The sequence below is a fragment of the Arthrobacter sp. efr-133-TYG-120 genome, from assembly GCF_030209785.1.
GTDB lineage: Bacteria > Actinomycetota > Actinomycetes > Actinomycetales > Micrococcaceae > Arthrobacter.
Genome location: NZ_JARVRI010000031.1, coordinates 22,049 through 40,528 on the forward strand (window position 1 = coordinate 22,049; position 18,480 = coordinate 40,528).

The window sequence follows — 18,480 nt, forward strand, 5'->3', positions numbered from 1 at the left end:
GCCCTGTGCGGCAAAATAGCAGGATGCCTCTTGCCAATCTGCTTGCCAGCCTCAGGACACTTCCTGAATCGGGATTACGGGACGCGTATCTGCAGTTCCTGAACTTGGCGGGGGACGCCGCGTTGCGTCGAAATGGTGGGCCGGAGCATGTCACCGGGTCCTGCTTCGTGTTTTCGCCTGAATTCGATCGTGTTCTGTTGTGTTTCCATCGCAAGGGGCAGTTCTGGGTGCAGTTCGGCGGTCACGTCGAGTCGAACGACGCGTCGGTGGCGAAAGCTGCACAGAGGGAGGCCCGCGAGGAGTCCGGAATTGATGACCTGGTCCTGCTTTCTCCAGCAATCGTGGATCTTGACCGACACGATCTGCATGGGGGATTCTCATGTGCCGCCCATTGGGATGTGGGGTTCGCCGCGACAGCAAACCCGGATGTGGAGATCGCCGTAAGTGAAGAAAGCGATGACGTCCGCTGGTTCCCGATCAATGAATTGCCAGTTCAAGTGCCGGCAGGCTTCTGGGCGCGCTTGGAACACGCCCGGCGAACTGCGATGTCACTTAGTCCGATACGGATCGATTAACAGTGCCCGACAGGCGCGGCGACCATGAACACGTCCACCGGATCCTCGGTTTCCAGGACAAAGCCGTGGCGTTCGTAGAGGCGTCGGGCCGGGCTGCCCTGGAGCACGTTGAGACGGAATGGCCGGTGGTCCTTGGACTCGCCCATGACCCGCCGGAGCACGCCGGCACCAAGTCCTTGCCCCTGGAACTCCGGAGCGAGGTAGAAGTGTTCGATCCACAGAGCGTCGGATTCCGGGCGGACGGCGATGACACCGGCAGCTTGGCCTTCCACGGCAATGACAAACGTGTGTTCCGGCTGGAACGCCTTCAAGAAACGCTCCCTGACGCGGACCGGATCCCAACGCCCTAGCCGCTCCAAATCGGGTCGCATGACGACGGCGCGCAGTTCCGCGATCCACGCAGCGTCGGCGGGCAGGGCGGGACGGAGCGAGAATTCAGCAGGCACTCGACCATTCAACCCCACTCGATGCCCTAAACCGTGAGCACTCGCACCGGATTGCCCCGCACCCACGCGCGGACGTCCTCGAAGGCCTCCCCGTAGAAGCGGGCGTAGCTTTGCGACGTGACGTAACCCAGGTGCGGCGTCAGGACTGTTCGCGGGGCCGTGAGCAGGGGGTGGTCCGCCGGCAGGGGCTCGACGTCGTACACGTCCAGGGCCGCTCCGCCGAGCCACCCCTCGTTCAGTCCGCGGAGGAGGGCGGACTCATCCACTATCGGTCCACGCGAAGTGTTGACCAGGACACCGTTGGGCCCGAGGAGCCGCAGTTCGTCCTCCCCGACGAGCCCCCGGGACCGCTCCGACAGCCGCACGTGGACGCTAACGACGTCGGACTCCCGGAAGAGTGCTTCCTTGCCCACCTTGCGCGCACCCGCCGCAGCCGCGGTTTCCTCCGTGAGATTGGGACTCCAAGCAATGACCTCCATGCCAAACGCCTTGCCGTAGCCGGCGATTTTGCTCCCGATCTTACCGAGTCCAAGTACTCCTAAGGTCTTCCCGGACAGTTCGAAACCCACGGTGCTCTGCCAATTTCCGGCGCGCAGCCGGCGGTCCTCGAACGGCACTTTCCGTGCGAAAGCCAGGAGCAGGGCCCACGTGAGCTCGGGCGCCGCGGCCGGCGAGCCGCCCGTCCCGCAGACCGTGATGCCCTGCTCCGCGGCCGCGAGGAGATCGATGGCTGCGTTGGCCATCCCGGTGGTGACCAGGAGCTTCAGCTTCGGCAGTTGCCGGAAGAGCCCGGCGTCGAAAGTGGTCCGTTCACGCATTGCCATGATGATGTCGAAGTCGCGGAGCGAGTCCGCGACGTCCGCCAATGGCTCCGTGAAAACCGTGACATCGACGCCGTCGTCGGCGAGCTCGGCCCACGGCGCGTAGTCGAAGGCCACGGCTTGGTAGTCGTCGAGGATGGCAAGGCGCTGGCCCATGGAACTCCCTTTCGCTTGTCCGGTCCGCAGCGGTTCCGGATACGTGGAAAGTTACACCCCGGAGCCGGCGCTAGCTCTTCGGAAGGCCCGGCGGGTTCAGTTCCGACTTCGCGATACCCTCTGAAGACAACCCCCAGCGGTCCAAGATCTTCCCGTACGTGCCGTTTTGGATCAGTTTGTTGAGGGCTGCCTGGGCTGCAACGGCAAGACCGTTGCCCTTCTTGGTGGTGAAGGCAATGTCCGCCTTAAGAGGCCAGCCGCCGTTGACTGTTCCCACCTGCTTGGTCTTGCCGTCCTTTGCGGCCTTGTACGCCGCTCCGGCGTTCGGGCCGAACGTCAGGTCCGCGCGGCCGGATTGCACGGCGAGCGAGGAGGCGGAGTCGTCGTCGTAGTACTGGAATTCAACCGGCTTCAGCCCGTTCTTCTTGTTCTCGGCGTCCCAGCGCAACAGGATCGCCTCTTGGTTGGTGCCCGAGCCCACGATAACGCGCTTGCCCGCCACGTCCTTGGCCTCCTTGATCTCACCGATCGGGGAGTCGCTCTTGGCATAGAAGCCTAGGAGGTCCGTGCGATAGGTGGCGAAGTCGAACTTCTCCTTACGCGCCTCCGTGACCGTGACGTTGGAGAGGACGGCCTCGTACTTGCCCGATTCAATACCCAAGGGCCAATCGGCCCAAGCCACGGGAAGGACCTCAACCTTTAGGCCCAAGGTTTCTCCGACTGCGTAGGCGAGGTCGACTTCGTTGCCGATGAGGGTTTTGTTGTCCGTCGCGAAGAGGCTCAACGGAGCGGTGCCGCCTGTGGTCACCACGGTGAGTTTGCCGTCAGCCTTGATGGCCTCCGGGACGAGCGACGCAGCGGCGTCGTCCTTGGTGACAGGGAAGCGGTTCTGCTCCGGCGACAGGTTGAAAGTCTTGCCCGCGGAAGCGGACGACGACGGCGCTGACGCGGCTGAGGCGCCCGGGTCCGAGCATGCGGCGAGGCCGAGAGTCGCGGTCACGGCGAGTGCCAGTGCGGTGCCTGTTTTGAGGCGTGAAATAGCCATGGAGTCCCCTTCGAAAGTGATGGATGGTGTGCGTTGCTGCAACTATCCGGCAGCGCCAAGAGCCGGTCAAAGCGCTCTGAAACGCGGGGATACAAGGGTTAACTGGGGTTCATTCGAGGTCCCGAAGGGTCACAAAACAACCGCGGTGTAGGCTTCCCACACAACTGCCGACACATGAGGAGATTTTTCGTGAGCAATGAGCAAACCCTGGTCAATCAGGCGCTGGAAGCTCACGCAGCCGCTGTCCACGCGAAGGACGTTGACGCATTCGCGGCGCCCTACAACGACAACGTCCACATCTACGATTCCTGGGGGCAATGGCAATACACGGGAATCGAGTCTTGGCGGTCGATGGCGGCCGAATGGTTCTCTTCGCCCGGCGACGAGCGCGTCCAGGTTGAGTTCAACGATGTGCAGGATCTTCGCGAGCTGAGACGGAACCCACGCAAGCTGGAGAAATAACCCGGGCACCGCCGTCGTTGTCGCAAGAGTGGCCGGGAGACCGGCCCCTCGAACGAAACCACCTTCGAAAGGCCGGCATCACGTGACTGTTCCCCTCTCCATCCTCGACCTGGCAATCATCGGCAAAGGCCAGACGGCGGCGGAGAGTTTCGCCGGGAGCGTCGCCATGGCGCAACTGGCCGAACGGCTCGGCTACCGCCGGATTTGGTTCGCGGAGCACCACAACATGGGCTCGATCGCTTCCTCGGCTACGAGCGTGCTGATTGCCCATATCGCGGCCAACACCAGCACTATCCGGCTCGGTGCAGGCGGCGTCATGCTGCCCAACCACTCGCCGCTCACCATTGCAGAGCAGTTCGGCACCCTTGAGACGCTGCACCCGGGCCGCATCGACCTCGGCCTCGGACGGGCGCCCGGCAGCGACCAGAACACCATGCGTGCACTCCGCCGCGATCCCATGGCCGCGGACACCTTCCCTCAGGACGTGCTGGAGCTGCAGGGCTACCTCACGGGACCCACCCGGATCCAAGGGGTCGAAGCGACACCGGGCAAGGGCACCAACGTGCCGCTCTACATCCTCGGGTCCTCGCTCTTCGGCGCGCATTTGGCGGCGCAGCTCGGCCTGCCCTACGCCTTCGCCTCGCACTTCGCACCCAATGCGCTGCAGGACGCCGTCGCCGTCTACCGTCGCGAGTTCAAGCCGTCCGAGCAGCTGCAGGAGCCATACGTGATCGCGGGCGTCAACGTCGTGGCCGCGGATTCGGCGGCTGAAGCCCAACGGCTCTTCCTTGAGGTCAAGCGGGACCGCGTCTCCCGTTTCCTGGGCGGTGGACGCGAGTTCACCGACGCCGAAGCGGACCTCATCCTCGATTCGCCCCAAGGCCAGCACATCGCGCAAATGGTGAAGTACTCGGCAGTGGGTACGCCGGAAGTCGTGCGCGATTACCTTGACGAGTTTGCCCGCCACGCCGACGCCGACGAACTGATCGTCGCCCACCAAAGCACGGGCACGGAGCAGCGCCTGCGTTCGGTGGAGCTGGTGGCGGAGGCCGTGGGGCTGACGCGAGTGTAGGGCGCCGCCCAAACGTAACTAGGCAAACTCGTTACACCCCGGCAATACGCGGGTCATGGAGGCGAAACCCGCCGGGCGGAAACTGGACGAATCCACCCCGGAAGGATCGTCCCCATGGCTACTCCGCTCAATTTGTCCGTGGCCGATTCGGCACTGCTGACAAAATCGCTTCCGCTGGGTCTCCTGCGGACGGCAGTCCAATCCGAGGCCGCGCACGATGGAATCACTCCGGAGCTGCTCGCGGAACTGAGGATGCTTGCCCGCACTCCGGGACTCCTGGTGGCCTGCAACTACGGTGGAACACTCTGCGCCGCGGAAGGCGTATCCACTGAGACACTCCCGTTGGGGAGTGCCGCCGTCGCTCTCCGGGCACTGGCAGCGCTGCCGAACACGCACACTGCCGTCATCTCCGGCAGGTCGCTGCGGGACCTTGCCGCAGTGTCGCGGCTGCCGGCTGAAGTCCACTTGGTGGGCTCGCACGGCGCCGAGTTCGACATGACCTACGCGTACAGCATCTCGATGGCCACGGAAGCCGTCCTTCAACAGGCAGCCACGGCCCTCAACGAATCCATTGGCTTCGAAAAGGGCATCAGCATCGAGCGCAAGCCCGTGGCGGTAGCCATCCACACCCGGCCAGCCACGCCTGCCGTGGTCGCCAGGGTGACCCGGGAGGCGCACCAGATCGCCCGTGAAGTGGGACTGTTTTTCATTGTGGACGGATCCGTTCTGGACCTGTCCATCGTGGAACCCTCCAAAGACGCCGCGCTGGAGCATCTGCGTACACAGTTGGGGGCCAGCGCGGCCCTGTTTGCCGGCGACGCGGACAGCGATGAGCTCGCGATCGCCACCCTGCGGGGCCCGGATCTTGGCCTGCACGTCGGAGACGGAGAAACCAAAGCGCGCCATCGCTTGCCGGACCCGCAATCCTTCGCCAAAGTGCTCGCCATCCTGTTCGAACTGCGCCGAGCGTGGCTGTTCGGCGAGGACGCAGTGGGGCTGGAGCGGCATTCGATGATCGGCAACGGGACCTCGACGGCGCTGCTCACCCCGGAGGCCAAGATCTGCTGGATGAGCCATCCCCTCCCGGATTCAGGGTCCTTGTTCGCGCACATCCTGGGTGGAGACCCGGCCGGCCACTTCAGTGTGGAACCGGTCAAGGCGTCGAAGGTGCTGGGCCAGCGCTATGTGGACAACACCATGATCGTGGAGACGCGCTGGGCGGACGTCACGGTCACCGACTACCTTGAGCCGGCACCGGACGGCATCACCAGCCTGGTCCGTGTCCTCTCCGGAACCGGCAGCGCGCGGATTGTTTTCGCCCCGCGGCCGGACTACGCCAACGCTCCGTTCAACATGGAGATCCGCGGCGAAGAACTGCACGTCGTGGGCACCTCGGATCCCATTATCCTGTTCGCCCCCGGAGTGTCCTTCACGGTCACGAGCGACGGCAAGCACGGAACCGCCACCGCTGAAGTCAGCCTCGCGTACGGTCCTATCGTCATGAACCTGAGGTGCGGAGACACTGAGCCGACGACGCCGGACCCCGCCGGAGAGCTTGCCCGGCGGGCCGCCGTCGCGCACCAATCCCGGCAGTGGGTCCGTGGGCTGGAACTGCCCGACATGAAACCTTCGTTGGTGCGGCGCTCGGCACTGGTCCTCAAGGCGCTGGTGCACGAGCCGACCGGGGCCGTCCTCGCGGCTCCAACCACGTCGCTGCCGGAAGGGATCGGCGGCACCCGCAACTGGGACTACCGCTACTGCTGGCTCCGCGACGGCTCCATGACGGTCAATGCGCTCGTGGACCTGGGTTCCACCGAGGAGGCAGACGGGTTCCTCCGCTGGCTCGGCCGCATCCTGGAGAACGCGCCCGGGCCGGAATGGCTGCACCCCCTGTACTCCGTGACCGGCTCCCCGTTGTCCACCGAGGCAATTATCGAGAGCCTGCCCGGTTACGCCGGCTCACGGCCCGTGCGGATCGGGAACGCCGCCGACCACCAAGTGCAGCTGGACGTCTTCGGCCCGATCGCCGAACTCATCCAGACCCTCAGCAGGCGCCGCGGCACGCTGCCGGACGAGCACTGGCAGCTCATGGAACAGATGGCGTCCGCCGTGCTGGCCCGCTGGCACGAACCTGACCATGGCATCTGGGAAGCCCGGCGCGCGCCGCGGCACCACATTTACACCAAGGTGATGTGCTGGGTGACGCTGGACCGGGCCATGCACACGGCGGTCCGGTTCCGACGCCCCATCGGGGCCGAGTGGGAGGAAACGGCAAACATCATCCGCTCGGAGGTCCTCCGGGAGGGCTGGGATGATTCCGCGAGCTCCTACACCGTGGCCTACGACAGCCCCGACCTGGACGCGGCCGTTCTGCACATCGGACTCTCGGGTCTGCTGGACGTCCGCGACCAGCGCTTCCTGGACACCGTCACCGCCGTCGAGCGGGAACTGCGGGTGGGTCCCACCGTGTTCCGGTACAGGTACGACGACGGCCTGCCGGGTTTGGAGGGCGGGTTCCACATCTGCACCACCTGGCTGATTGAGGCGTATCTGGCGGTGGGCCGGCTGGACGATGCGCTGGAGTTGTTCAACCAGCTGGTGGCGCTCTTCGGTCCGACCGGGCTGCTTCCGGAGGAGTTCGACCCCGGCACGGAAACCCACTTGGGAAACCACCCGCAGGCGTATTCGCATTTGGGTTTCATCCGCTGCGCGCAACTCCTGGACAGGTACCTGGATTCGGTGGACGAAGAGTAGCCGCCCCACCCAACTGACTCGCACTTAATGTCGTTTTGGGGCGTCTAAACGACACCTACTGCGAGCTAGTTGGGTGGGGCGGACTTAGGTGAGCAGGAGGGCCACTGCGATCATTGCCGGGACGGCCACCACCGTGGTGATCAGGACCGTATCCTTGGCCACGGTGATTCCCGTGTTGTAGCGGCTCGCCGCCACGAACACGTTCTGCGCGGTGGGCAGGGCCGCCGTGACCACCACGGCGAACAGCGCATGCGCTTCCAGGCCCAGCGCGAAGCGGGCGAACAGGTACGCCATTGTGGGGTGGACAAACAGCTTGAAGCCGCTGGCCAGCAGGGCATCCGTCCGGCGGCCCGTGTCCTTCTGCAGGGGCCGCGAACCATTCAAGCTCATCCCGAACGCCATCAGCATCGCGGGAATTGCGGCACCGCCGATCAAATGGATCGGCTCCATGATGAGCGAAGGCACCTGCCAGCCCGTCCCGGCGACCACCAAACCGAGGGCGGATCCTACGATCATCGGGTTCCGGACGATCATCAGGACGAAGCGCAGGGGAGTGGTGCGGTGGCTGCTGGTGCTGGCATCGAGCGCCATCAGGTACATGGGCGTGAAGAACGCGAGCTGGAAGATCAGCAGGGGCGCCACATAGCTGGCGTCGCCGAGGACGAACACCGCGATAGGGATGCCGAGGTTCGCCGAGTTGGCTAGCGAAGCGCTCATGGAGGACATAAGCGATTCGGGCAGGGAACGTTTGAGCCAGAACTTCACGACGATGAAGAAAAGGCTGCCTGTGGCGACGGCGCCCACCGCCGTGACCAGGAGTGGAGCGGCGAAGACATCGTGAAGACGGGCCTTGCCCAGGGTTTCAAAGAGAAGCGCAGGGCTCGCGACGAAGAAAGTCAGGCCGCTGAGGACCGAACGCGCATTGTCCCCCAGGATCCCGCGCTTGCCGACGAACATGCCCACCAGGATGATGGCCCACACCACGAAGAACCCGGAAAGGACGCCCAGCACTACGGCATCCGGAGGGGGACGGGCGCGGGGCGGCGTGGGTTCACAGTCCCAGCCTAAATCAGCTTTATTCGCCCGTAAGGCACGACGGCGGCATGTTCCGCCATGTGGACCACGTAAGGAGGTGCCCCGCGACTACGGGAAGCCTAGTTCAGCTGGGCGTTGTTGAGGGCGTGCGGCGGGCGCATGATGCCCGGAGTGATGCCTTCGGCGGGATCGCTGCCGAGTTGGACGATCTTGTTGGCCCTGTCCACATGGACAACCTTGGGCTGGTAGGCCTTGGCTTCTTCGGTGGTCATCTCCGCGTAGGTGATGAGGATGACGACGTCGCCCACGTGCACCAAGTGCGCCGCGGCCCCGTTGATGCCGATGACGCCGGAGCCGCGTTCACCGGCAATGGTGTAAGTCTCCAGGCGCGCGCCATTCGTCACGTCAACAATGGAGACGAGCTCGCCGGGGAGAATATCCGCAGCATCCAGCAGATCCAGGTCGACCGTCACTGAACCTACATAGTGCAGATCGGCATGGGTCACCGTGGCACGGTGGATCTTGGACTTAAACATTGTGCGGTTCATAACGTGACAAGTTTAGCGTGTGGCCGCCCGATCGCCGGGTGATGCCTGACACACGCTAGGCCTTGGCGGCGGCCTTCCGTGCCTGCCGCCTCTTCAGCGAGCCGTAGCCAGCGATCAGTTTGGGGACAACGAGGTAGACGGCGGTAGGAACCACAACAAGGGTCAGGACGAGGGCGCGCAGCGCGGGGTGCCATGACTCCGTGAGCGGAGCGAGGATCGTCATGCCGATCGCCACGAGGGGAAAAATGGCGAGCCAGGTGATCACGGCACGCATATGCACCGACGGTGTGTGCATGGAAGGCAGATGCGCAGAGTGCGCGTGTGCGGCCGGCTCGGCAAACGCCGCAACCGCGGCGCTGTCCGCGGATGCGGCAACGGGGATTTGGGTGTTCATGACATTCTCCAACTAATTGGTTGCTTTCGGCGTGAGTTCAGACTAGACCCCACCCTCGAAAACTGCAACTACTTGGTTGGAATCTGTTAAGATGGACACATGGCATGGGATACCGAGCGGACCAAGCGACTCCTCCTTGAGGCGGCGACTGCCGAGTTTTGCCAATTCGGACTCGCCGGCGCCAGGGTGGACCGCATCGCTGCTGCGGCCGGAGTCAACAAGGAACGCATCTATCAGTACTTCGGTAAGAAAGATCTTCTCTTCGACGCCGTGATCGCGTCCCAGCTCAGCAAAGTGGTGGACGAAGTCCGCATCGAGGGCGCCGGTCCCGAAGCCTTGGCCGATTACGCCGGACGCCTGTTCGACCATCACCACCAGGACGCCACCCTTCCGAGGCTGCTGTTTTGGGAGGGCCTGGAGCGGGGCGAATATGTGGTGAACCGTCCGGACCGGGCCGCGAACTGCAGGAACAAGGTTGACGGTGTCATCCGGGCCATGCCGGGGACGTCCAAGGAAGACGCGGCCGATCTGATGCTCACCATCATTGCGTTGTGTGACGCGTGGCCGGTACTGCCCGAGCTGGATGGCCTCATGGCCGGCAGCAAGGGGCCAATCAGGGCGGAGCGGCGCCGGAAGGCGATCGTCCGGACCGTCCTTCTCGCCGCGCAGGCGCTCGCCCCGGAGCGCAGCGCGGTTTAGCCACGCGCGGTTTGGTGGCGCTTGCTACGCCTGCTTATTGAGTGTTCTGCCGATGATCGCCTGCGTCAGCGCATCCACCACCTCGGCGTTCGCCAAGGGGTTGCGGATCAAGGTGAAGTCGACGTCGCCCACGGGCGGGAGGTCGAAGCGCTTGGTGATCACCGTGAGGTCCTCGGGAACCAACGACGACGGCATCACGGCGACGCCGATGCCCGCACGCACCGCTGCCAGGACACCGGCGATCTGCTTGGTCGAGCAGGTGACCCGCCACGTCCGGCCCATGGCCTCCAGCGCGTCGATGGCCAGTTTCCGGCTGACGCTCGGAGCCGGATAGCAGATCAGCGGCACGGGGCTGGCTGGGTCCAGCACCGTTTGTTCGACCCCGACCCAGGCAAATTTGTCGTGCCGGACCACCGTGCCGTCCTTCGCCTCGCCCACCCACTTCACGAAGACGAGATCCAACTGGCCCGCATTGACCCGTTTGTAGAGCTGGTCGCTCTGGCTGACCGTGAGTTCAAGGTTGATCTGGGGGTACAGCTGCCGGAACTCGCGCAGGATCCGAGGCAGCCCCGTGATCGCGAGGTCGTCGGCGGTTCCGAACCTCAAACGGCCGCGCATGGCTGAACCGGAAAAGTACCTCGCCGCGGAATCGTGCGCTGAGAGGATATTGCGGGCAAAGCCTGCCATGGCGTCGCCATTGTCGGTGAGCCGGACATCCCGGGTGTCGCGGGCTACGAGCGCCCGTTTGGCCGCCATCTCCAGCTTTCGCACATGCTGGCTGACCGTGGGTTGGGCGAGGCCGAGGCGCTCGGCTGCCTTCGTGAAACTCAAAGTCTCGGCCACGGCCAGGAAGGACCGCAGCTGCACGGGTTCGAACACGGGACTCCTTGGATAGCTACCTTCACCGCCGCTCACGCCGGTGTATTGCACTTCGCAATGCTAGTTATACGGCCAATTCACTTCCATAATCACCGCGGCCAACCCTAGCGTTAAAGGCATCCCAGCGAAACGCCTATCCAAGGACTACTTTTGGCACCCCCACCGCCCTCAGCGGCAAACGTCAGCCAACCTGCCATCGATTCACTCGCCGCAAGCAGCCGAATTCCGCACGCTGCCGACCCTGACACGGTCACCCAGCCGATTGCCGTCGTCAACGAACGGCTGCCTTGGCGGCACACCTTCATTTCCCTCAAAGTACCCAACTTCCGGATCTTCGCCGTAGGCCACTTCGTAGCTGTCATCGCACTCTGGATGCAGAGAATCGCCCAGGACTGGTTGGTACTACAGCTCTCCGGATCCGTCACCGCCGTCGGAATAACGGTGGCATTGCAGTTCACGCCGTCGCTTTTCCTGGGCCCCTGGGGCGGCATGATGGCGGACCGCTTCGCCAAGCGACGCATCCTCATCCTGTGTCAAAGCGTCGCGGCCTCCCTGGCTGCCATCCTTGCCGTGTTGGCGTTGAGCCACCACATCGAGGTGTGGCACGTTTACGTGATCGCTTTTGTCCTGGGCCTCGTGACGGTCCTCGACCAGCCCGCACGGCAGGTCTTTGTCAACGAACTCGTGGGGCCGAAATACCTGCGCAATGCGATTAGCGTCAACTCCACCACATTCCAGTTGGGCGGCCTCATTGGTCCCGCCCTGGCCGGCGTGCTGCTGACCGCGGTCGGAGCGGGCTGGGCCTTCGCGGCGAACGCGGTGGCTTGCTGCTCCACGGTCACCATGCTCTTGATGCTGCGCAAGAATGAGCTTTATGTCAGCACGCCCGTGCCAAAACGCAAGGGGATGCTGCAGGAGGGACTGCGATACGCACTCAGCAAGCCCACGATCTACTGGCCGTGGCTCATGGCCGGCTTTGTAGCGGTCTTCGCGATGAGCCTGCCCGTGCTCCTCGCTGCCTTCGCGGACCACATCTACCATGCCGGTGCCGGCGGCTACGGTTTGCTCAACGCCATGGTGGCCCTTGGCGCGCTCGCCGGAGCAATCACGTCGGCCCGCCGCCGCCAGTTGCGCCTGCGCTCGGTGGTGCTGTGCGCCGGGATGTATGGCTTGATGCTGTGCCTGGCCGCGTTGGCGCCATCGATGGTGTGGCTCTCCGCTGCCATGGTCCTCTCCGGATTCTGGTGCCTCATGTTCCTGACCGCCGCCAACCAGCTGGTCCAGGTCAGCGCCAACATGAGCATCCGCGGCCGCGTCATGAGCCTTTACATCATGGTGCTCATTGGTGGCCAAGCCATTGGTGGACCCATGATGGGCTGGCTTGCCGAGCACTTGAATCCGCACGCTGCACTCTTGGTGTCAGGCGGGGTGCCGGCGCTTGCAGCGGCGACGGTCGCCGTCGTGCTGGCCCGGAAGTCTGAGTTGCGGCTCAAAGTGAATGTCCGGGACCGACGCCGGATGGTGCGGATCGTCCCGCAGTCGGCGTAGCGGAGTGTCGCCAAAACGCGGCTGAGCCGGGCACCCACAAGGCGCCCGGCTCAGCCGCATTATGAGGTTACGAGGCGACTACGCCGCGAGGTGCGGGTAGTCGGCTGAGCGCTCTTGGAACTGGAGCACGTCCGGGTTCCGGATGATGCCGTCGCGGATCTCGATGGCACGCGAGATTGTTTCGCTGGCGTCCCAGGCCTCGGGGCCCGAAATGACAGTCTCGAGGAACGGCAGGAGCGCCTCGCTGATTTCCCAGCTGGACGAGTTCCACAGGTAGGACGGGCTGTGGTCCACGGCGTAGTAGTTGATGTGGTCGCCCACCGTGAACATGGGCTCGGCGAACGTCGTGGTCCGCGCCCAACTGAAGCCCATGCCTTCGTCGCAGGAGACGTCAACAATCAAGCTGCCCGGCTGGAACGCATCCAGGTCCTCGGTCCGCAGGTACGTCAGCGGCGAGTTCGGATCCTGCAGCGTGCAGTTGACCACTATGTCGGCGGCGGCAAGGAACGGAGCCAGCGGCTTGCGTCCGCGATCGGTAATGACCTCGCTCAGGAAAGGGGCGTTCTGGTCGTGGTCGAACTGCACTATGCGCACCGAGTGGATGGGCGAACCGACCGCCGCAACTCCGCGGTTGGTCAGCACCTGGACATCGTGGATGCCGTGCGCGTTCAGGGCTGTGACCGCGCCACGCGCCGTAGCTCCGAAACCAATCACGACGGCGCTCAGCCGCCTCCCGTAGTCACCCGTCGAGCCCGTCAGGGCAAGGGCATGGATGACGGAGCAGTAGCCTGCAAGTTCGTTGTTCTTATGGAACACGTGAAGCCCGAAGCCGCCGTCGCTGGCCCAATGGTTCATCGCCTCGAAGGCGATCAAGGTCAGCTTCTTGTCGATGGCGAGTTGGGTGATGGCCCTGTCCTGGACGCAGTGCGGCCAACCCCAGAGGACTTGCCCGTCGCGGAGGTCGGCCAGGTCTTCCGGCTGCGGTTTGGGCAGGAGGATGACATCCGAATTCGAGATCAGTTCTTCACGGCTTGCCATGCCACCGACCAGCGGCTCAAGTTGGCTGTCCGAAAAGCCGAAGCGCTCGCCGTAGCCGCGCTCCAGCCGGATGTGTTGCCGGAGTTCCGGAGCAATGCGCTCCAGATGCAGGGGATGGACGGGCAGCCGGCGCTCGTCCGGCTTCCGCGATGTCGACAGGATGCCGAGGGTCATGGCACCTATATGGCCGCTCACTTTTTGTTGCCGGTTGCCGGCTTGGCCACCGTGGTCGCGGAGGACTCTGAAGCCCTCTTATCCGCGCGCTTTTCTTTGATGGATTTGCCGGATTTTTTCGATGCAGCTTGGCGAGGTGATTTGTCAGCCATGATCGCTCCCTAGAGCAGAGCCGAAATGGCTCCTAGCTCCTGACGATACACCCAAGGGCTTGGGCACCTTGTATCAGGGCAGAAATGGAGCGGGCGACGGGAATCGAACCCGCGTATCGAGCTTGGGAAGCTAGCGCTCTACCATTGAGCTACGCCCGCATTGCTCCGCAAACCAGCCGGAGCAGATCCCAGCTTAGCGCAGATGGCGCGCTGATCCGGACACAGACTCACCGGTATCACGGTCTCATCAAATTCCCTGCCGGGCTCGTAAAGATTCGGTTAAGGCTCGACGTGGGTGTGTTGCGCTGCGCCACGCCTGACTATTCTGTAGCAGTTAGCTGCTGTGTCATGGGGAACCCGGCTATGTCCAAGAGCCGTACGCCGAAAGAGGATTCCGTGGCATTTGCAGAGCATGAAGTACTCATTGGTCGCGACGCCATGACCGTTTACCAATTCCTGGTGGACGGGCTCAACAATCCCCTGTGGCGCAGTGGAATCCGCAGCATTTCCCTCCGTTCCGGACATGCCGGCGAAAAAGGCGCCGTTTACCAGCAGACTTTGGCGGGGCCGGGCGGGCGGCCGATCGCGGCTGACTTCCAAATCACTGAAGCCAGGCCGGGCGCCGAAGTGCGCTTCGCCGTCGTTGCCGGTCCTGCGCGGCCCACCGGCGGCTACTACCTCAGCACCGAGGGGCCCAATACCCGCCTGCGGTTCGCGCTGGAGTACCACCCCAAGGGCTTGCAGAAACTCATGAATAGCATGATCCAGAAGACCATGGAAGAGGAAGTAGTCCAGCTGGAGCAGCTCAAGTCGGTCATCGAGGAGCAGACCTCCGAGGCTTAGGGCCCAGTTACTGCGCCAGCTTGAGTCCGCCCAAGCCGGTGACCGGAGTGCTCGGCGTCGTGAGGCGTCCGCCGGTCAGGTCCCAATATTCGATCGTTCCGTTGCTCAGGAGGCCCGCGATTCCAGTCGTGTTGAGGCCCGTGACACCGTTGAGCGAGCGCAATCCGGAGTAGTCCGTCCATCCGGTTCCCACTACCAGCCTTGCCTCCGACTTCGGCGTGGTGAGCCCGGAGCCGCGGTAGAGGCGCAGGTTCCCGTTTGCTTCCACGGCCAGCAGGTCCTGGAAGCCGTCGGCGTCGTAGTCCACCATGCTGAGCCGGATGGCAGTGACGCCCGTGCCCACTTGAGTCCGCCCCACCATGGCGGTTAGCCCCACGTTCCGGTACAGGTAAAGCGCGCCGCTGGAATCAATGGCGAGGATCTGCGGGAGCCGGTTGTTGCCGCACCAGATGCCCACGGCCATGGTCATCGACTGCCAACCCGATAGGCCCAACACCACTGGGGCTTTGAACCCTCCGCTCGCCACTCCGGGGTAGAGCAGGAGCCTGCCGTCCAGCATCTGGACGAGGACATCGATCACGCCGTCGCGGTCCCAATCAGTGGTCATCACTTCTTTCGCCCCGGCGAAACCGGTCCCGACTGTCCGGGCGGGACCGAACGTGCCGTTGCCAAGTGCAGGGTAGTCCCTCAGGTTTCCCGAAGGGTCGACGGCGACGAGGTCACCTGCGCTGCGGATGGCTGCCGCACTGAGGTCCAGCGTGGGCGGCTCGTGCTTCACGATGGGGTCGCAGACCGTCGGTGGCGGAAGTTGGGGAGGGGCCGTGCCCGCGCCCGGGCTGTTGACTGTGCCGGCGGGCAGCGTCGTGTAGCCGAAGAGATTGACCACGCCCCACATCGTGTAGCTATTGGGGGTGGTTTGGTAGTTGCCGTCGGTGAAAGTGATGCCGACGCCAATCACGTTGAAACGTGGATCACGCAGCAGTGCGTCGTGGGCGGGCGAGCTTTTCCACCATTCGACAAGCTGGGCGGCATCCCGATCCCAGCGGACAGCGATGACTTCACCTGCGCCGTTGTTGGGGTTCAAGGCCCTGGGATCGGTCCAGAAGTTGGGGCGGTGTTCAATCACTTGGCGGCTGGCGATGTTGTTGGACCAGTCCTGCGAAAGAGTGGACACCGTGGGGTTGTACTTCACCGGGTTCAAGCCAAGCGACGTCCTGTAGGCATTGATGGCGTTGAACACGGCCAGAACCTGGGCGGAATTGTCGTCATTGACCAATGCTTGCGCTGAGACGAGCGGGACGGCCGCGGGGGAGGATTTGGTCGGGGCTGGAGCCGGATCCGGCGGCGGGACGTCCCCTGCGGCGCCGGGGAGCGGGTCCGGGCCCGAAGCCGGCGGGATGGAGGGCACCGGGGGCGGGCCGGCCGCTGCCTGGGGTGACGTGCCGTTGCCTGGGGCGACGGGGGGGCTTGCCTGCGCGGGCGAGGCCGCCGCTTGGACCGTTGACGCGGTGCCCGCAGCAGCGGGTGCCGCTTGGGCGGGGGCGGCCGCTGCTGGTGCTGCGGGGGTGGCAGTTGGTGACCCCGGCGCAGGTGCGGCCTGTGGAAGGCCGGATCCCGACGGCGGTGCGGACGCCGTCGTCGTACTTTCAGCGCTTGCGGTGGTGCTTGAGGTGGAGGGGGCGGCAGTTCCGGAGGGCAGGGCCGGGACGGTTAGCGGTCCGGAGGCAGGGGCCATCACCGTGAGAAGGCAGGCCACCACTACGGCAACGGGCACCGCAATTCGTCTCAATGTTTCCCCAGATTCGCATCGTGCCACCGTTCCCAAACACAACAGCGGTAACGGCAGTCTATGTGGTGCACTATAGTCCCATGCGCCACTCCGGCACCACGGGGTACGGGGTGGATACGGTACTTTTGATCCTGTGCTGATCTCTGACCGCGACATACGTGCCGAAATCGACTCCCGACGTATCGTCCTGGAGCCCTACGACCCCGCGATGGTTCAGCCGTCCTCGGTGGATGTGAGGATTGACCGCTTCTTCCGGCTGTTCGACAACCACAAATACGCGCACATCGACCCCTCCGAGGAGCAGCCTGAGCTGACCCGCCTGGTTGAGGTGGAGGGCGACGAACCCTTCATCCTGCACCCGGGCGAGTTCGTGCTCGGTTCAACGTACGAGACCGTGAGCCTGCCGGACGACGTCGCCGCACGCCTTGAAGGAAAGTCTTCGCTGGGGCGCCTCGGCCTCCTGACGCACTCCACGGCCGGCTTCATCGACCCCGGGTTCTCAGGCCATGTGACCTTGGAGCTGTCCAACGTTGCCACGTTGCCCATCAAGCTGTGGCCCGGCATGAAGATCGGCCAGTTGTGCTTCTTCCGGCTCTCCTCGGCGGCTGAGCATCCCTATGGTTCCGGCGGATACGGCAACCGTTACCAAGGCCAGCGCGGCCCCACCGCGAGCCGCAGCCACTTGAACTTCCACCGGACGACGGTCTAGCCCCTGTCTGCTTGGGTTTTCCAAGACGCTCGCTCAGATATGTGGGCAATAGCGGAGACGCTCGCTCATCATGTGAGCGAGCGTCCAAAGGAAACGCCCCAAAAGTGAGCGAGCGTCGGGGAACGGCCGATGCTCACGCTTCGAAGGACGCAATAGGCTCGGAGGCCTTCGGTTTGCGCGGGGACTTGCGGAAGGCCTTGACCGTGGGCTCCACGAAGCGGGCTGCGAGCGGTCCGATGATGGCCATGAGCAGCACATACGCGGTAGCGAGGGCGGCAAGCTCGCGCGGTACGACTCCCGACGCCACGGCCAGGCCCGCAATGACAATGGAGAATTCACCGCGGGCAATCAGGGCGGCCCCGGCGCGGAAACGGCCGGGAACGGCGATCCCTGCCCGCTTTGCCGCCCAGAATCCGGTCAGTACCTTGGTCACGGCTGTCGCGAGTGCCAGGAGCAGGGCCCAGCCCAGGACCGGCGGGATGCTGGACGGGTCCGTGTTGAGGCCGAAGGCTACGAAGAAGATGGCCGCGAAGAGATCCCGGAGCGGTTCAAGGATCCGCGTCGCGTTGTGGGCCGTTGCCCCCGAAATCGCAATGCCCAGCATGAACGCCCCCACGGCCGCGGAGACCTGGAGGGCGGACGCGATGCCGGCCACCAAGAGCGCGGCTCCGAGGAGATTGAGCAGGAAGACTTCGGAGTTTTCGCTGTGCACGGCCTGGGATACCCGGTGGCCGTGTTTGAGGGCCACCACCAGCACCAAGGTGACCACGGCCAGCGCAATACCCACCGTCTGGAGCCCGCCCAGGAAGCCCACGCCTGCGAGGATCGCCGTCAGGATCGGAAGGTAGATGGCCATGGTGAGGTCTTCGAAAACCAAGATGGCCAGCACCACCGGCGTCTCACGGTTACCGATCCGGCCGAGGTCCGTGATCACCTTCGCGGCGATGCCGGAGGAAGAAATATAGGTGACACCGCCCATGACGATCGCCCCGACAAGCCCCCAACCGAGCCACACGGCGATGCCGGCACCCGGAAGGAAGTTCAACACCAGGTCCAGCACACCGGCTTGCCACGAGCGCCTCAGCCCCGTGACGAGTTCCGCCGCCGTATATTCCAAGCCGAGCATCAACAGGAGCAGGATGACACCGATTTCGCCGGAAAGATGGGCGAACTCGTGCATGCCATCCAGTTTGATCAGTCCACCCGCCCCGAACGCCAGTCCCCCCACCAGATAGAGCGGAATGGGCGACATGCCGATCCTGCCGGCCAAGCGAGCCAAGAGGCCGAGACAGAAAACGACTGCGCCCAGCTCAATGAGGGTCAGGGCCAGGGGGTCCATGA

19 protein-coding genes and 1 tRNA gene are annotated in these 18,480 nt (G+C 64.3%); 8 read left to right on the forward strand and 12 right to left on the reverse strand.

Annotated features, from left to right (window positions below; genetic code table 11):
• Positions 1-23 precede the first annotated feature (23 nt).
• A complete protein-coding gene (locus tag QRN51_RS17540; protein ID WP_284991129.1) occupies positions 24-575 on the forward strand; it encodes an NUDIX hydrolase in 552 nt (183 codons plus the stop codon).
• On the opposite strand, the gene QRN51_RS17545 is transcribed toward QRN51_RS17540, so the two are convergent.
• The 3 genes from QRN51_RS17545 to QRN51_RS17555 form a co-directional block, all read right to left on the reverse strand.
• A complete protein-coding gene (locus tag QRN51_RS17545; protein WP_284991130.1) occupies positions 572-1,021 on the reverse strand; it encodes a GNAT family N-acetyltransferase in 450 nt (149 codons plus the stop codon). The genes QRN51_RS17540 and QRN51_RS17545 overlap by 4 nt on opposite strands.
• 26 nt (positions 1,022-1,047) lie before the next feature.
• Positions 1,048-1,998: a D-2-hydroxyacid dehydrogenase family protein gene (locus QRN51_RS17550; protein ID WP_284991131.1), complete on the reverse strand. Its 951-nt coding sequence runs from the start codon at positions 1,996-1,998 to the stop codon at positions 1,048-1,050.
• A 70-nt stretch (positions 1,999-2,068) separates the two neighbouring features.
• Positions 2,069-3,043: an ABC transporter substrate-binding protein gene (locus QRN51_RS17555; RefSeq protein ID WP_284991132.1), complete on the reverse strand. Its 975-nt coding sequence runs from the start codon at positions 3,041-3,043 to the stop codon at positions 2,069-2,071.
• A gap of 189 nt (positions 3,044-3,232) precedes the next feature.
• Between QRN51_RS17555 and QRN51_RS17560 the strand changes: the two genes are divergently transcribed.
• The 3 genes from QRN51_RS17560 (at position 3,233) to QRN51_RS17570 (ending at position 7,331) form a co-directional block, all read left to right on the forward strand.
• On the forward strand, positions 3,233-3,505 hold the full coding sequence (locus QRN51_RS17560; protein WP_284991133.1) for a nuclear transport factor 2 family protein: 273 nt from the start codon (positions 3,233-3,235) through the stop codon (positions 3,503-3,505).
• 82 nt (positions 3,506-3,587) lie between these two features.
• Positions 3,588-4,577 carry an LLM class flavin-dependent oxidoreductase gene (locus QRN51_RS17565; protein WP_284991134.1) on the forward strand — a complete coding sequence of 330 codons (990 nt, stop codon included), beginning with the start codon at positions 3,588-3,590 and terminating at the stop codon, positions 4,575-4,577.
• A 114-nt stretch (positions 4,578-4,691) separates the two neighbouring features.
• On the forward strand, positions 4,692-7,331 hold the full coding sequence (locus QRN51_RS17570) for a trehalase-like domain-containing protein (RefSeq protein WP_284991135.1): 2,640 nt from the start codon (positions 4,692-4,694) through the stop codon (positions 7,329-7,331).
• Positions 7,332-7,415: 84 nt separating this feature from the next.
• Here QRN51_RS17570 and QRN51_RS17575 read toward each other — a convergent pair whose 3' ends face one another.
• From QRN51_RS17575 to QRN51_RS17585, 3 genes are all read right to left on the reverse strand, one after another.
• Positions 7,416-8,342, reverse strand: a complete 927-nt coding sequence (locus QRN51_RS17575; protein ID WP_059389827.1) for an AEC family transporter — start codon at positions 8,340-8,342, stop codon at positions 7,416-7,418.
• A 143-nt stretch (positions 8,343-8,485) separates the two neighbouring features.
• Positions 8,486-8,914 (reverse strand): aspartate 1-decarboxylase, encoded by a 429-nt coding sequence (gene panD / locus QRN51_RS17580; protein WP_172465683.1) that lies wholly within the window; start codon positions 8,912-8,914, stop codon positions 8,486-8,488.
• Between the two features lie 55 nt (positions 8,915-8,969).
• A complete protein-coding gene (locus QRN51_RS17585) occupies positions 8,970-9,308 on the reverse strand; it encodes a putative antibiotic biosynthesis monooxygenase (protein ID WP_284991136.1) in 339 nt (112 codons plus the stop codon).
• Between the two features lie 99 nt (positions 9,309-9,407).
• On the opposite strand from QRN51_RS17585, the gene QRN51_RS17590 reads away from it, so the two are divergent.
• Positions 9,408-10,007 carry a TetR/AcrR family transcriptional regulator gene (locus tag QRN51_RS17590; RefSeq protein ID WP_059389830.1) on the forward strand — a complete coding sequence of 200 codons (600 nt, stop codon included), beginning with the start codon at positions 9,408-9,410 and terminating at the stop codon, positions 10,005-10,007.
• A 24-nt stretch (positions 10,008-10,031) separates the two neighbouring features.
• On the opposite strand, the gene QRN51_RS17595 is transcribed toward QRN51_RS17590, so the two are convergent.
• Positions 10,032-10,886, reverse strand: coding sequence for a LysR substrate-binding domain-containing protein (locus QRN51_RS17595; RefSeq protein ID WP_059389831.1), 855 nt, complete (start codon positions 10,884-10,886; stop codon positions 10,032-10,034).
• A 150-nt stretch (positions 10,887-11,036) separates the two neighbouring features.
• On the opposite strand from QRN51_RS17595, the gene QRN51_RS17600 reads away from it, so the two are divergent.
• Positions 11,037-12,434 (forward strand): MFS transporter, encoded by a 1,398-nt coding sequence (locus QRN51_RS17600; protein WP_059389832.1) that lies wholly within the window; start codon positions 11,037-11,039, stop codon positions 12,432-12,434.
• A gap of 78 nt (positions 12,435-12,512) precedes the next feature.
• On the opposite strand, the gene QRN51_RS17605 is transcribed toward QRN51_RS17600, so the two are convergent.
• The 3 genes from QRN51_RS17605 to QRN51_RS17615 form a co-directional block, all read right to left on the reverse strand.
• Positions 12,513-13,646 carry a N(5)-(carboxyethyl)ornithine synthase gene (locus tag QRN51_RS17605; RefSeq protein WP_370872243.1) on the reverse strand — a complete coding sequence of 378 codons (1,134 nt, stop codon included), beginning with the start codon at positions 13,644-13,646 and terminating at the stop codon, positions 12,513-12,515.
• A gap of 17 nt (positions 13,647-13,663) precedes the next feature.
• On the reverse strand, positions 13,664-13,798 hold the full coding sequence (locus tag QRN51_RS17610) for a hypothetical protein (protein ID WP_264637052.1): 135 nt from the start codon (positions 13,796-13,798) through the stop codon (positions 13,664-13,666).
• Between the two features lie 85 nt (positions 13,799-13,883).
• A tRNA-Gly gene (locus QRN51_RS17615) sits at positions 13,884-13,957 on the reverse strand.
• A gap of 237 nt (positions 13,958-14,194) precedes the next feature.
• Here QRN51_RS17615 and QRN51_RS17620 point away from each other — a divergent pair.
• Positions 14,195-14,641 carry an SRPBCC family protein gene (locus QRN51_RS17620; protein WP_284991138.1) on the forward strand — a complete coding sequence of 149 codons (447 nt, stop codon included), beginning with the start codon at positions 14,195-14,197 and terminating at the stop codon, positions 14,639-14,641.
• Positions 14,642-14,648: 7 nt separating this feature from the next.
• On the opposite strand, the gene QRN51_RS17625 is transcribed toward QRN51_RS17620, so the two are convergent.
• Positions 14,649-16,415, reverse strand: a complete 1,767-nt coding sequence (locus QRN51_RS17625; protein ID WP_284991139.1) for a CAP domain-containing protein — start codon at positions 16,413-16,415, stop codon at positions 14,649-14,651.
• 148 nt (positions 16,416-16,563) lie between these two features.
• On the opposite strand from QRN51_RS17625, the gene dcd reads away from it, so the two are divergent.
• Positions 16,564-17,139 (forward strand): dCTP deaminase, encoded by a 576-nt coding sequence (dcd, locus tag QRN51_RS17630; protein WP_059389836.1) that lies wholly within the window; start codon positions 16,564-16,566, stop codon positions 17,137-17,139.
• A gap of 133 nt (positions 17,140-17,272) precedes the next feature.
• On the opposite strand, the gene QRN51_RS17635 is transcribed toward dcd, so the two are convergent.
• Complete coding sequence (locus tag QRN51_RS17635) at positions 17,273-18,478, reverse strand: cation:proton antiporter (RefSeq protein WP_284991140.1); 1,206 nt, start codon at positions 18,476-18,478, stop codon at positions 17,273-17,275.
• Positions 18,479-18,480 lie beyond the last annotated feature (2 nt).

Coding starts and splice junctions, on each gene's coding strand:
- QRN51_RS17555 (WP_284991132.1), bottom strand. CDS start 3,043: ATGGCTATTTCACGCCTCAAAACAGGCACCGCACTGGCACTCGCCGTG.
- QRN51_RS17635 (WP_284991140.1), bottom strand. CDS start 18,478: ATGGACCCCCTGGCCCTGACCCTCATTGAGCTGGGCGCAGTCGTTTTC.
- QRN51_RS17585 (WP_284991136.1), bottom strand. CDS start 9,308: ATGAACACCCAAATCCCCGTTGCCGCATCCGCGGACAGCGCCGCGGTT.
- QRN51_RS17550 (WP_284991131.1), bottom strand. CDS start 1,998: ATGGGCCAGCGCCTTGCCATCCTCGACGACTACCAAGCCGTGGCCTTC.
- panD (WP_172465683.1), bottom strand. CDS start 8,914: ATGAACCGCACAATGTTTAAGTCCAAGATCCACCGTGCCACGGTGACC.
- QRN51_RS17590 (WP_059389830.1), top strand. CDS start 9,408: ATGGCATGGGATACCGAGCGGACCAAGCGACTCCTCCTTGAGGCGGCG.
- QRN51_RS17605 (WP_370872243.1), bottom strand. CDS start 13,646: ATGACCCTCGGCATCCTGTCGACATCGCGGAAGCCGGACGAGCGCCGG.
- QRN51_RS17610 (WP_264637052.1), bottom strand. CDS start 13,798: ATGGCTGACAAATCACCTCGCCAAGCTGCATCGAAAAAATCCGGCAAA.
- QRN51_RS17540 (WP_284991129.1), top strand. CDS start 24: ATGCCTCTTGCCAATCTGCTTGCCAGCCTCAGGACACTTCCTGAATCG.
- QRN51_RS17570 (WP_284991135.1), top strand. CDS start 4,692: ATGGCTACTCCGCTCAATTTGTCCGTGGCCGATTCGGCACTGCTGACA.